Raw genomic sequence first — 13,518 nt, 5'->3', positions numbered from 1 at the left:
ACGAACCGATCGCCACCGCCCGGCGGTCTAAGGAGAAGGACGCACAAGATGGCTGAACTGACGATCAAGCCCGAGGAGATCCGGGCTGCGCTGGACAGCTTCGTGAACTCCTACGAGCCGTCCGCGAGCGCGGCCGAGGAGGTCGGCACCGTCACCCTGGCGGCCGACGGTATCGCGGAGGTCGAAGGTCTGCCCGGCGTGATGGCGAATGAGCTGCTCACCTTCGAGGACGGCACACTGGGCCTGGCCCTGAACCTCGACGTGCGCTCCATCGGTGTGGTGGTGCTGGGTGAGTTCAGCGGCATCGAGCAGGGCCAGAGCGTGCGCCGTACCGGCGAAGTGCTCTCGGTCCCGGTCGGTGACGGCTACCTGGGCCGTGTGGTTGACCCGCTGGGTAACCCGATCGACGGCCTCGGTGAGGTTGCCACCGAGGGGCGTCGCGCACTCGAGCTCCAGGCCGCCGGCGTGATGGAGCGCAAGAGCGTGCACGAGCCGCTCCAGACCGGCCTGAAGAGCATCGACGCGATGATCCCGGTCGGGCGTGGACAGCGTCAGCTGATCATCGGTGACCGTCAGACGGGTAAGACCGCGATCGCTCTCGACACGATCATCAACCAGAAGGCGAACTGGGAGAGCGGCGACCCGGAGAAGCAGGTCCGCTGCATCTACGTCGCTGTCGGTCAGAAGGGTTCGACCATCGCCTCCGTGCGAGGTGCGCTGGAAGACGCGGGTGCGCTGGAGTACACCACCATCGTGGCCGCTCCGGCGTCGGACGCCGCGGGCTTCAAGTACATCGCCCCCTATACCGGCTCGGCCATCGGTCAGCACTGGATGTACCAGGGCAAGCACGTCCTGGTCGTCTTCGACGATCTGTCCAAGCAGGCCGAGGCCTACCGTGCGGTCTCGCTGCTGCTGCGACGCCCGCCGGGGCGTGAGGCCTACCCCGGTGACGTCTTCTACCTGCACTCCCGTCTGCTCGAGCGTTGCGCGAAGCTCTCGGACGACCTCGGCGCCGGCTCGATGACGGGTCTGCCGATCATCGAGACGAAGGCGAACGACGTCTCCGCGTACATCCCGACGAACGTCATCTCCATCACCGACGGGCAGATCTTCCTCCAGTCGGATCTGTTCAACGCCGGTCAGCGGCCGGCCGTGGATGTGGGTATCTCCGTCTCGCGTGTGGGTGGTGACGCTCAGATCAAGGCCATGAAGAAGGTGGCCGGAACGCTGAAGATCGACCTCGCGCAGTACCGCTCGCTCGAGGCGTTCGCGATGTTCGCCTCGGACCTGGACCCGGCGTCACGTCGCCAGCTCACCCGCGGTGCCCGGCTGATGGAGCTGCTCAAGCAGCCGCAGTACACCCCGATGGATGCCGAGGACCAGGTGGTCTCGATCTGGGCCGGCACCAACGGCTACTTCGACGACGTCGACCTCAAGGACGTCCGCCGCTTCGAGGGCGAGTTGCTCGACCATGTGCGTCGCCACACCGGCGTGCTCGAGGCGATCCGTACCACCGGCAAGTTCGAGGACGAGACGGCCGACGAGTTGCGTTCCGCTGTCGAGAAGTTCCGCGACACCTTCCTCGGTTCCGAACCCTCCGCCCCGGTGGGCGACGAGGTGGACGACTCCGAGGACGTGGACGTCGACCAGGAGCAGATCGTCCGGCAGAAGCGGGGCTGAGCATGGGCGCCCAACAGCGGATCTACAAGCAGAGGATCAGGTCCACCCAGACCCTCAAGAAGATGTTCCGCGCCATGGAGCTCATTGCCGCCTCCCGTATCGGCAAGGCCCGGGACCGGGCTGTCAAGGCGAGCCCCTACGCGCGGGCCATCACCCGAGCGGTCTCTGCCGTGGCCACCCACACCGACGTCCAGCACCCGCTCACTACGGAGCGGACCGACACCACGCGCGCCGCTGTGCTGATCGTGACGGCTGACCGTGGACAGGCCGGTGCCTACTCCGCCTCCGTGCTTCGCGAGGCCGAGCGGCTGCGACTGCAGCTGGAGGACGAGGGCAAGGAGGTCGCGCTCTACGTGACCGGTCGCCGCGGCGTGAGCTTCTACCAGTTCCGGCGCCGCGAGATCGTGCAGAGCTGGACCGGTAACTCGGACAGCCCGGCGCTGGAGACGGCCCAGGAGATCGGCAACACCTTGCTCGACGCCTTCCAGGCTCCGGCCGAGGACGGTGGCGTCGCCGAGCTGCATGTGGTCTTCACGCAGTTCAAGTCGATGGTTTCCCAGGAGCCGCAGGTGATTCGCCTGCTGCCGCTGGAGGTCGTGGACGGCGTTGCCCCGGTCGGCGAGAAGCCGTTGCCGCTGTACGAGTTCGAGCCCTCGCCCGAAGCCGTGCTGGACGCCCTGCTGCCGCGGTATATCCGCAGCCGGCTCTTCAACGCGTTGCTGCAGGCGGCCGCCTCCGAGCTGGCCGCACGGCAGCGCGCGATGAACACGGCGACCAAGAACGCCGAGGACATCATCCGTAAGTACACCCGGCTTGCCAACCAGGCGCGGCAGGCCGAGATCACCCAGGAGATCAGCGAGATCGTCTCGGGTTCCGACGCCCTGGCCGCCAGCTGAGCACCCACCCACACGAAGGAACGCACTGCAATGACTGCTACCGCATCCGAGGCACCGGCCAGCGGCGCTGGCGAGCCGGGCGTGGGCCGGATCGCCCGCGTCATCGGCCCTGTGCTCGACATCGAGTTCCCGCCGGACGCCATCCCGGAGATGTACAACGCCCTGACCACCCGGGTGGACCTGCCCGGTCAGGACGCCTACGACATGACGCTCGAGGTTGCCCAGCACCTGGGTGACAATATGGTGCGCGCCATCGCGCTCAAGCCCACGGACGGACTCGTCCGGGGCGGTGAGGTGCAGGACACCGGTGCGCCGATCTCGGTGCCGGTCGGTGACGTCACCAAGGGCAAGGTCTTCAATGTCACCGGTGACGCCCTGAACCTGCCCGAGGGTGAGACCCTCGAGGTGACGGAGCGCTGGCCGATCCACCGCCAGCCGCCGGCCTTCGACCAGCTCGAGTCCAAGACCCAGATGTTCGAGACGGGCATCAAGTCGATCGACCTGCTCACCCCCTACGTGCAGGGTGGAAAGATCGGTCTCTTCGGTGGTGCGGGTGTCGGTAAGACGGTGCTCATCCAGGAGATGATCTACCGCGTGGCCGCCGACCACGGTGGTGTGTCCGTCTTCGCCGGTGTCGGTGAGCGCACTCGTGAGGGCGGCGACCTGATCGACGAGATGGACGAGGCGGGAGTCTTCGACAAGACCGCTCTCGTCTTCGGCCAGATGGACGAGCCGCCGGGCACGCGTCTGCGGGTCGCACTGTCCGCGCTGACGATGGCGGAGTACTTCCGCGACGTGCAGAAGCAGGACGTGCTGCTGTTCATCGACAACATCTTCCGCTTCACCCAGGCGGGTCAGGAAGTCTCCACGCTGCTGGGCCGTATGCCCTCAGCCGTGGGTTACCAGCCGACGCTGGCTGACGAGATGGGTCTGCTGCAGGAGCGCATCACCTCCACCCGCGGTCACTCCATCACGTCACTGCAGGCGATCTACGTGCCCGCCGACGACTACACCGACCCGGCGCCGGCGACGACCTTCGCGCACCTGGACGCGACCACTGAGCTCTCCCGCGAGATCGCTTCCCGTGGTCTGTACCCGGCGATCGACCCGCTCGCTTCGACTTCGCGCATCCTCGACCCGCAGTACGTCGGCGAGGAGCACTACCGGGTGGCGAACCAGGTCAAGGCCATCCTGCAGAAGAACAAGGAACTGCAGGACATCATCGCTATCCTCGGTATCGACGAACTGTCCGAAGAGGACAAGGTCACGGTCAACCGCGCTCGGCGCATCGAGCAGTTCCTGTCCCAGAACACCTACATGGCCGAGAAGTTCACGGGTGTGAAGGGCTCGACAGTCCCGCTGTCGGAGACCATCGAGGCGTTCAACAAGATCGCCGGTGGCGAGTTCGACCACGTGCCCGAGCAGGCGTTCTTCAACATCGGTGGTCTCGAGGACCTCGAGCGCAACGCAGCCAAGCTCAGCGACGAGGACTGAGAAACGAGACGACGAACGAAGGAGGCGGCGTGCCGCTGAAGGTGGAGATGGTCTCGGCCGACCGCACCTGGTGGTCGGGCGAGGCGCAGAGTGTCGGCGCCCCCGCGGCCGACGGTGACCTGGGTATTCTTCCCGGGCACCAGCCGGTGCTGGCGGTGCTGCGTCCCGGCACTGTGAGGGTGCGCCCGTCCGGCGGCGAGCCGGTCACCATGGACATCAGCGGTGGCTTCCTCTCGGTGGACTCCGATGACGTGACGATCGTCGTCGACCCCACCACGTCGGAGGACCCTGCCGGCACCGTCGAGAACTGAGCGGGCATGAGGTTGGTGATCGTCGCCGTCGTCACGGTCATGATCGCTGCCCTCGTCCTCGCTGCCCTGTTCTTCTGGCGCCTGCACGCGTTGCACCGCCGCGTCGGCTCCTTCGAGTGCTCCGTGCACGCGGGAACGCGTTGGATCTCCGGGATCGCCGACTACACACGAGACCACCTCGACTTCTACGAGGTGGTCTCGTTGTCGTTGCGGCCATCGCGTCGATGGCGCCGCCGCGAGCTGGACATCGTGGCGCGCCGGCTCCGACACCTCCAGGACCACCCCGAACCGATCAGTGAGGCACGCTGCTCCTACCGTGGCGAAGAGTTCGTCCTCACGGCCGCAGACGGCGCACTCGACGGCCTGCGCTCCTGGCTGGAGGCCGCACCCCCGGACCCCAGTACGTCCCGTATCGTGTGACGAGCCATCGTCGGGTCAGCGGAAACGGAGTCGTAGCAGGTGAGGATCGTGGTCGCGGCATGCTCGGTGGACTACTCGGGAAGGCTGACGGCGCATCTGCCGTTGGCACCGCGGGTGCTGATGCGCAAGGCGGATGGGTCGGTGCTGGTGCACTCCGACGGCGGGTCGTACAAGCCGTTGAACTGGATGACGCCGCCCTGCACCGTGACGGAGTCCGAGCCCACTGACGACCAGCGAGAGCAGGGCGTGAATGAGGTGTGGACGGTCCAGAACACGAAGTCCGACGACCGCCTGATCATCTCCTTGCACGAGATTCAGGCCGACCACAGCTTCGAGCTCGGGGTCGACCCGGGGTTGGTGAAGGACGGCGTGGAGGCGCACCTGCAGACGTTGCTCGCCGAGCAGATCGGTCTGCTCGGGGAGGGTCACGCACTCGTGCGCCGCGAGTACCCGACGGCCATCGGACCGGTCGACATCCTCGCCCGAGGGGACGGCGGCCACGTCGCGGTGGAGATCAAGCGCCGGGGCGACATCGACGGTGTCGAGCAGCTCACACGCTACCTGGACCTGTTGAACCGGGACCCGTTGCTGGCACCCGTGGAAGGCGTGTTCGCCGCGCAGGAGATCAAACCGCAGGCACGGGTGCTGGCGACCGACCGAGGCATCCGGTGCCTGGTGCTGGACTACGACGCGATGCGCGGGATCGACGACGTCGACTCCCGCCTGTTCTGAGAGGAAGCCCAGCCATGGTGCAGGCAGTACGCGGGCGTATCGTCACGCCCGAGCAGGAGATCCCCGACGGTGTCGTCTGCTGGGAGGGTGACCGCCTCAGTTGGGTGGGGTCAGCCGACCAGGCACCCACGCAGATCGCCGAAGAGCTGGCGCAGCTGCCGGAGGGTCCACAGGGATACGTCATACCGGGCTTGGTGGACGTCCATAACCACGGCGGCGGGGGAGCGAGCATCCCCGCGGTGACCGATACGGCTGAGGTGATGCGAGCCGTGACAGAGCACCGCCGCTACGGCACGACCCGCATGCTCGCGTCCCTGGTCACCGCCTCCCCGGAAGTCCTGCTCGCCCGGGTGGCGGTGCTCGCCGAGCTCGCTGACGCCGGGGAGATCGAAGGCATCCACTCCGAGGGCCCCTTCCTCGCGGCGTCCCGGTGCGGCGCCCAGGACCCTGCGTACCTCATCGACGGTGATCCCACGCTCGTGGAGCGGATGGCTGAGGCAGCCCGCGGTCACCTCGCGACCATGACCGTCGCGCCCGAGGTCACGGGCGCGAACGAGGCGATCGATGCCCTGCTCGTCGCCGGCGCACTGCCGTCCGTGGGCCACACCGATGCCTCGGCACCGGACACCCGCGCCGCCGTCGAGCGTCTCGTCGACAGGCTCGACGGCACCGGCCGGCGCGCGACCGTGACCCATCTCTTCAACGGGATGCGGCCCCTGCACCACCGCGAACCCGGTCCCATCCCCGTGGTGCTCGCCGCTGCCCGCCGCGGCGAGATCGTGCTGGAGTTGATCGGGGACGGCGCCCACCTCGATCCCGAGCTCGTGCGTGACATCATCGCCACCGTCGGCCCGGAGAATGTCGCCCTGGTCACCGATGCCATGGCCGCGGCCGGAATGGCGGACGGTGAGTATGTGCTCGGCAGTCTCGATGTGCAGGTCTCCGACGGCGTCGCGCGGCTCGTCAACGGCGGGTCGATCGCCGGGGGAACGGCCCATCTGATCGATGTCGTCCGGACCACCATCGCCGGTGGCGTGCCCCTGGTGGACGCCGTCCGCTCGGCCTCACTCACCCCGGCTGAGGTGTTGCGCTCCCGCGGCCAGCAGGGGAGTGCCCCCTACGGCGCGCTGCGGGCCGGCTACCGCGCCGACGTCGTGGTCACCGATCCCGATCTGCAGGTGCAGCGCGTGATCCGCGACGGCCAGGACGTCTCCTAGCCCAGGGTGAGGGCCGCAGCCACCCGCTCGCCGTGCTGCTCCGCCAGATCGTCCCGCCCCACCTCGTGCAGCCAGGCTGCGTGGCGCTGCCAGAGGCGACGGACGTCCTCGGGTCGTTCGGCAAGCAGGTCGCGCTGCTCCGCGAGGTCGGCAGTCAGGTCGAACAGCTGCACCCCGTCCCCGACGTCGACATGCTCGACCGTCAGCACACCGCGGGCATCCTGGTGGTCGCCATGGGTGATCCGCAGCTTCAGGTCACCGACCCGCACAGCGGACTGGAACCCGGTCTCCCAGTGCAGGGACTCGTGCCCGGCCACCGTCTCACCGCGCCACAACGCCCCCTGATCGGTGCCGTCGACATCGAGCCCTGACACGACGTAGCCTGCGGCGGCCAGGAGCGTAGGGTAGAGGTCCATCGAACTGACGAGTCCGGACTGGATGCGTCCACCATCCCAGCCGCCACCGGGCCAGCGGACGAGGTAGGGCACCCGCACTCCGCCCTCGGCGAGGGTGTACTTGGTGCCGCTGAGCGGGGTGTTGTCGCCGTAGTTGCAGGTGGAACCGCCGTTGTCGGTCAGGTAGACCACGACGGTGTTATCGTCCAACCCCTGGTCGCGCAGAGTGTCGAGGAAGAGGCCGATCTCGGCGTCCATGAGCTCCAGCTGGGCGAGGTAGTACTCGCGCCCGTGCTCGAGGTTCGGCGCGATCGCGCCGTCGTACCAGTCCTGGTAGCTGATGTCGTCCGCGTCGTGCCAGTCCGGCTTGGCGGGCAGCCCTCGACGCTCGAGCTCCTCGGCCGGCAGCTGCCAGCAGAAGTTGTGCACGGCGTTGAAGGCGACCATGGCGAAGAACGGCTCCTCGGCGGATGTCATGAAGTCCCGGGTACGCCGGCCGATCTCGGCGGTGAGGAATCCGTCCAACTCGTCCGGCTCGCCGTTGTGCAGCATCGGCTGGACCGCCATCCGCCACTGCGCCTCCGGGCCGTACTCGGCGACCGCCTCCTCACTGTGTACCAGGTAGTTCAGGCGCCCCTGCTGCTGGCCCGCAAGACCGTAGTAGGACTCGTCGAAGCCGTGCTCGGACGGGCAAGCCCGGTCGCCGGGCTCTTCGGGCCCGTAGTGCACCTTCCCGAAGTAGCCGCAGGTGTACCCGAGCTCGCCGAAGCGCTCAGCCAGGGTGGTGCGCTCGTACGGGAATCGGGTGTCGGAGAACCACGTCGAGCCCCACCGCGCCGGGTAGGAGCCACTGATGATCGCTCCGCGCGAGGGGTTGCAGATCGGAGCGGCGACGTAGGCGTCCGAACAGGTCACGCCGTCGGCAGCGAGCCTGTCCAGCGCCGGGGTCCGGACCGCGGGGTCGTTGCCGAGGGCGGAGCGGTCACCGTAGCCGTGGTCGTCGGAGAGGATCAGCAGGACGTTCGGCCGGTCCTGGCTGGCGGACGGCATGGTTTCTCCTCGTGATCAGGCAGCGGTGACGTGCCAGGTGCTGCCCGGGCGCGTGCGGACCACGGCGACCTCACCCGGCTCCAGCACGATACCGCCGTCCGTGGGCTGCTCGGTGAGCAGGTCATGACCCGGACCTGACACGCGCAGTGCCCGGTTGCCGTGGTGCAGGCAGAACAGGTAGTCCGCCCGTGCCCCCCGCCGTCGCACCACCTCCAGGCCGGTCCCGACGGCGTCCGGCACCTCCGGCGTGATGCCCTCGCTCGCGCACAGGCGAGCCCAGAAGTCATCGCGTGCGTCCTGTCGTAGCCGCGCCGAGAGGTAGGTGGCACTGCCCTTCCCGACGGCGTGGCGTGCGATCGCAGGCAGGCCTGCCAGGTCCCCGCTGGCGTAGGCCGCGAGTTGCTCCGCGCCGGCCAGCGCCATCCGTTCGGTCCACTGCTCGATGGTGGAACCGTCCGAGAGCGTGGCAGTCTCGCCCAGTGCGAGTGGCCGGATCTCCTCCACCCGGACCCCGAGCAGGTCCCGGATCCGGCCCGGGTAGCCGCCGAGCGTGACCCGCTGGTTCTCGTCGGCGACCCCGCTGAAGTGGCCGACCACCAGGTGACCGCCCGCCTCGACGTAGGTGCGCAGCCACGTCACGGTCGCGTCATCCATGGCGAACAGGCTCGGGACCGCCAGTACCCGGTACCGGGAGGCGTCGGCACCCGGCCGGACGAAGTCTGCGGCGATCCCGGCCCGCCAGAGCGAGCGGTGGGTGGCGCGGACCTCGGCGGAGTAGTCGAGCGCTTCGTTCGGCAGGTGCGGGGTCTCCAGCGACCACCAGCCGCCCGCATCCCAGACGATGCCGACCTCGGCCTCGACCAGTGGCCCCTCAGCAGGTGGCTCGGCCACCTCGGAGATCCGCTCGAGCATGCCCCCGAGAGCCACCGTGGCCTCGAATCCTCGACTCTCCGGCCCCACGTGTGGCACCAGCGCGCCATGCCAGGACTCGGCACCGGCCGCCGAGGCACGCCACTGGAAGAACAGCGAGCCTTGCGACCCGCGCGCGATGTACCCGAGGGAGTGGCGGATCATCCGGTCCGGATCCTTGACGAAGGTTCTGTCATCGACACGGATGCCGGCGGCATTCTGCTCCATCAGCAACCACGGCCCGCCGGCCCACGACCTCGTGAGGTCGCCGGCGTAGGCCACGTGGGTCTCGCCGTCGGGGCCGGGGGTGTCGAGGTAGTGGTCGATGGAAACCAGATCCTGCTGATCGGCCCAGTTCCACTGGTCGAGGTGGTTCCAGGTGGGCAGCATGAAGTTGGTCGTCACCGGAGCTGCCGATCCGGCCGCCCGGATCTCGGCCACTTGCTCGGAGTAGGCGGCGAGCATCTCGTCGGAGCAGAACCGCTTGAAGTCCACCACCTGGGCCGGGTTGTGCAGGTACTGGGTCTGCATCGGCGGCAGAATGTCCTCCCAGTCGCCGTAGTGCTGGGACCAGAAGGCCGTGTACCAGGCCTCGTTCAGAGCCTCCAGGGTGCCGTACCGCGACTGTAGCCACCGCCGGAACGCCGCTGCCGCGTGCGGGCCGTGGTCGATCGTGCCGTACTCGTTGTGCACGTGCCAGCCGCGCAGTCGGGGATGGGCGCCGTACCGCTCGGCGAGCATCCGCGCCATCCGGCGGGCGGCCTCCCGGTAGGCGGGGGAGCTGATGGCATAGGTGTCGCGCGAGCCGTGCAACACGCGGGTGCCGTCGGGGCGCACCGGCAGCGCGTCCGGGTGGGCGCGGGTCAGCCACGGGGGAGGGGACGCCGTCGGGGTGGCGAGGAAGAACGAGACACCGGCCGCATCGAGGGAGTCGATGACCTCGTCCAGCCAGGCGGTGTCGTACTCACCCTCGCGGGGTTCGAGCAGCGCCCAGGAGAACACCCCGATCGTGGCGGTGTTCACCCCGGCACGCTGCATGAGCTGCATGTCCTGCGCCCAGACCTCGCGGGGCCACTGCTCGGGGTTGTAGTCGCCGCCGAACAGGAATCCGCTGGCGCCGGTGAGGATGTCGGTCATGGGTGCTCCTTGAAGTCTTGTCAGCCCTTGAGGCCGCCGCTGATCAGGTCCAGCCGCCAGTAGCGCTGCAATACCAGCATCATCACCACGAGCGGGATGATCGCCACCGCCGCACCGATGATCGCCAGGCTGTACAGGGATGGCGTGCCGGACCCCTTCGACAGCAGGGTGTAGAGCCCGACGGTCAGCGGGTACATGCGCTCGTCGGAGAGCATGATGAACGGCAGCAGGAAGTTGTTCCAGATGCTGACGAACTGCAGCAGGAAGATCGTCACCATCCCGGGCACCAGCATCGGCAGTGCGATCGCGCTGAATACGCGTGCGTCACCGGCGCCATCGATGCGGGCGGCCTCCATGGTCTCGCTCGGTACGGCCGCGCCGGCATAGACCCGGGCCAGGTAGATGCCGAAGGGTGAGATCAACGAGGGCAGCAGCACCGACCAGTACGAGCCGGCCAGGCCGATCTCGGACATCAGCAGATACTGCGGGATCGCGAGCGTGATACCGGGCAGCAGCACCCCACCGAGGATGGCGTAGAAGACGATCTGGCGCCCCGGGAAGGTGTACTTGGCCAGGGCGAATCCGGCCATCGTGGAGATCAGCGTGCACGCCACCGAACCGAAGCCGGCGAAGATCAGGCTGTTCAGTGCCCACTGGGCGAACTGCCCGCCGCCGTAGCTGAACAAGTCCCGCAGGTTGTCCAGCAGCCCGGAACCGGGAGCGAAGGTGAAGGTGGTGAACAGCTCGGAGTTGGACTTGGTGGAGGCGATGACCACCCAGGCGACCGGGACCAGGCAGTACAGGGCGCCGATCAGCAGGACCAGGCTGGGCCAGATGCGCCGCGGGCGAGCGGGCGGGCCGAGGCGAGCTGCCGCCGTCGGGAGGGGGCGCGTGAGGGGGGAGACGGTGCTGGTGGCCATCAGGACTCTCCGAAGGTTCGCTTCTGGGTGATCCGCAGCAGCAGCACCGAGAGCACGAGGGTGCCCAGGGCCAGGACCACGGAGGAGGCCGCGGCGAGAGACAGGTCATCGCGGACGAAGGCGTCGCGATAGATCTTCATCAACGGCACCCAGGTCTGGGAGATGGCATTGGTCATGGGCCGCAGCGTGGTCGGCTCCCCGTACACCTGCAACGTGCCGATGAGGGCGAACAGCCCGGTGAGCACGAGCGCCGGGCCCACCAGCGGGATCTTGATCCGGTAGGCGATGTCCCACTCCGAGGCGCCGTCGATGCGCGCAGCCTCGTACACGTCGCCAGGGATACCGCGCAGCGAGGTGTAGATGATGATCATGTTGAACCCGACCCCGCTCCAGATCGCGATATTCGCGACGGAACCGAAGAGGATGCCTCCGTCCAGCACCGTCAGCTCAGGCAATCCGAGCTGCCCCAGCAGCCAGTTGGCCGGGCTCGTCGAGGGCAGGTAGAGGAAGCCCCACAACAGTGAGGCGATCACTCCGGGCACCGCATACGGGATGAAGATCGCTGTCCGCGCGAAGCGCGCCCCGCGCACCCGGGGCAGATCGAGCAGCAGCGCGAAGGTCAGTGCCAGCCCCAGGGTGACCGGCACGGCGATGGCGCCGTAGATCGCCAACCGCCCGAACCCGGCGAGGAACTCCGGATCGGTGAAGGTCGCGACGTAGTTCGACAGCCCGACCCAGGTCTCCTCCTGGACCCCGAACGGACCGTCGCCGGTCACCCGCAGCCCGCGGAAGCTCAGGTACAGGGCATACACCATCGGGATCGCCAGGAAGGCGATGAACAGGATCCCTGCCGGCAGCAGGAAGGTATACGGTGCGACCCACCGTGACCGTGGCCGGCGGCGGGCCCGGTCCGGTGGCGCCGCTGCGATCTCGGCACTCATCATCTGCCCTCTCGTGGCCGCCGGCTCAGTCCGTCGCGACCGTGAATCCGGCCGTTTCCATGTCCTCCACCACGGCCTCGTGGGTCGTGGCCAGGGCTTCCCGCAGCGGGGTGCCGTTCTGGACAGCGGCCGACATGGCGTCCTGGAAGGCGCTGGAGGCGACGTTCACATTCGGTCCCCAGCTGATCTCGGGCACCGTGTTGGCCGCGATCTCGGCGGCGACGGCCCAGTAGTCCTCCTGCTGCGGCATCAGCAACGGCGGATCGGACTCCAGCGTCAGCTCCTGGCCGGCCAGCGAAGCCGGGTACTGGCCCTGTTCGATCTGGATGGCTGCGGCCTCGTCGGAGGCGCCCATCCAGGCGGCGAACTCGGCTGCGATCTCGGGATACTCGGCCGAGGTGGTCACCACGACGGCGGAGCCTCCTTGGAAGGCGACGGAGGGGTTGCCCTCCTCCCACTGGGGCAACGGGGCCATCGCCCAGTCTCCGGCCATCGGCTCGGCGATACCGTTCAGCACACCGGCTGCCCACAGGCCTGCGGGCCAGGAGAGGATCTCACCGGCGTTGAGGGCGGCGTTCCATTCCGGGGTCAGCAGCGGCTCGGCGAGGACGAGGTCGCGGTCGATGAGGTCCTGCCAGTAGTCGGCGACCTCGAGCGAGGCGTCGCTGTCGATGCCGACGGTCCAGGTGTCACCCTCGACGGTCCACCACTCGGCGCCCGCCTGCTGGGCGAGGCCGGCGAATCCTCCGAACTCGGCGGGGGCGAAGGTGGTGATGTAGGTGTCCGGGTCGGCCTCGCGGACGGCCTCGGCTGCCTCGGCGAACTCTGCCCACGTCGTGGGTACCTCGACGCCGAGCTCGTCGAACCGCGCCTGGTTGTAGGTCAGGGCCATCGGCCCGGCATCCTGCGGCACTCCGTAGCTGGCGCCATCGAAGGTGGCCTGACTCCACACTCCCGGTGCGTACTCGTTCTCCAGGTCGCCGGTGTACTCGCTGATGTCGGCAGCCACACCGGCCACGATCATCGCGGGGAGGGTGTTGTACTCCACGATCGCCACGTCCGGAGCGTTCTCAGCCCGGGTCGCCGTCACCAGCTTGGCGGAGGAGTCGCCTCCGCCGCCGGCGTCGGTGTGCACCACCTGGACGTCCGGGTGGGCCTCGTTCCACGCCTCGACCATCGGCTGCTGAGCCGTACCCCACGCCCAGTAGTCGAGCGTGATCGGTCCGTCCGGTGTGCTCTGGTCCTCTTCGGCGCCCTCGGCTCCATCCGACGAGCAGGCGGCCAGGGTGAGTCCGGCCACCGAAAGGGCGGCCACGGCCAGGATTCTTCTACGCATCTGTCGCATCTCCTTCGACGTCAACGAAGCGGGCGATCTCGTCATCACCAGTTGAAGCGCTTCGACACAATGTCTCGATG

At 68.2% G+C, this 13,518-nt stretch carries 12 protein-coding genes; 7 read left to right on the top strand and 5 right to left on the bottom strand.

The genetic code is table 11. From position 1 onward, the window contains the following. Positions 1-48: 48 nt before the first annotated feature. From atpA to FV560_RS03725, 7 genes are read left to right on the top strand one after another with little or no spacing between them, the layout of a single operon-like run. On the top strand, positions 49-1,680 hold the full coding sequence (gene atpA, locus FV560_RS03755; RefSeq protein ID WP_159619537.1) for a F0F1 ATP synthase subunit alpha: 1,632 nt from the start codon (positions 49-51) through the stop codon (positions 1,678-1,680). A 2-nt stretch (positions 1,681-1,682) separates the two neighbouring features. Then, positions 1,683-2,576, top strand: a complete 894-nt coding sequence (locus FV560_RS03750) for a F0F1 ATP synthase subunit gamma (RefSeq protein WP_159619535.1) — start codon at positions 1,683-1,685, stop codon at positions 2,574-2,576. Between the two features lie 30 nt (positions 2,577-2,606). Next, entirely contained in the window at positions 2,607-4,070 is a 1,464-nt protein-coding gene (gene atpD / locus FV560_RS03745) for a F0F1 ATP synthase subunit beta (protein WP_159619533.1), read from the top strand. Positions 4,071-4,099: 29 nt separating this feature from the next. Next, positions 4,100-4,381 (top strand): F0F1 ATP synthase subunit epsilon, encoded by a 282-nt coding sequence (locus FV560_RS03740; protein ID WP_235019911.1) that lies wholly within the window; start codon positions 4,100-4,102, stop codon positions 4,379-4,381. A 6-nt stretch (positions 4,382-4,387) separates the two neighbouring features. Then, the gene (locus FV560_RS03735) at positions 4,388-4,801 is read left to right on the top strand and encodes a DUF2550 family protein (protein WP_159619531.1); all 414 of its coding nucleotides are present in this window, start codon (positions 4,388-4,390) and stop codon (positions 4,799-4,801) included. Between the two features lie 39 nt (positions 4,802-4,840). After that, positions 4,841-5,533 (top strand): endonuclease NucS, encoded by a 693-nt coding sequence (gene nucS / locus FV560_RS03730; RefSeq protein ID WP_159619529.1) that lies wholly within the window; start codon positions 4,841-4,843, stop codon positions 5,531-5,533. Between the two features lie 14 nt (positions 5,534-5,547). Continuing rightward, entirely contained in the window at positions 5,548-6,750 is a 1,203-nt protein-coding gene (locus FV560_RS03725; protein ID WP_159619527.1) for an N-acetylglucosamine-6-phosphate deacetylase, read from the top strand. Here the strand turns inward: FV560_RS03725 and FV560_RS03720 are convergent. From FV560_RS03720 to FV560_RS03700, 5 genes are read right to left on the bottom strand one after another with little or no spacing between them, the layout of a single operon-like run. Further along, complete coding sequence (locus FV560_RS03720) at positions 6,747-8,195, bottom strand: sulfatase family protein (protein WP_159619517.1); 1,449 nt, start codon at positions 8,193-8,195, stop codon at positions 6,747-6,749. The two genes, FV560_RS03725 and FV560_RS03720, sit on opposite strands and share 4 nt — an antisense overlap. 15 nt (positions 8,196-8,210) lie before the next feature. Continuing rightward, positions 8,211-10,241: a beta-galactosidase gene (locus FV560_RS03715; protein WP_159619515.1), complete on the bottom strand. Its 2,031-nt coding sequence runs from the start codon at positions 10,239-10,241 to the stop codon at positions 8,211-8,213. Between the two features lie 20 nt (positions 10,242-10,261). Continuing rightward, entirely contained in the window at positions 10,262-11,161 is a 900-nt protein-coding gene (locus FV560_RS03710; RefSeq protein WP_159619513.1) for a carbohydrate ABC transporter permease, read from the bottom strand. Then, entirely contained in the window at positions 11,161-12,105 is a 945-nt protein-coding gene (locus FV560_RS03705) for a carbohydrate ABC transporter permease (protein ID WP_420853345.1), read from the bottom strand. The genes FV560_RS03710 and FV560_RS03705 overlap by 1 nt, the downstream gene beginning before the upstream one ends. A 22-nt stretch (positions 12,106-12,127) precedes the next feature. After that, positions 12,128-13,438: an ABC transporter substrate-binding protein gene (locus FV560_RS03700; protein ID WP_235019910.1), complete on the bottom strand. Its 1,311-nt coding sequence runs from the start codon at positions 13,436-13,438 to the stop codon at positions 12,128-12,130. Positions 13,439-13,518 lie beyond the last annotated feature (80 nt).

The sequence above is a fragment of the Ruania rhizosphaerae genome (genome assembly GCF_009805705.1).
Lineage (GTDB): Bacteria > Actinomycetota > Actinomycetes > Actinomycetales > Beutenbergiaceae > Ruania > Ruania rhizosphaerae.
This window is presented reverse-complemented; position numbering and strand designations above follow the sequence as displayed.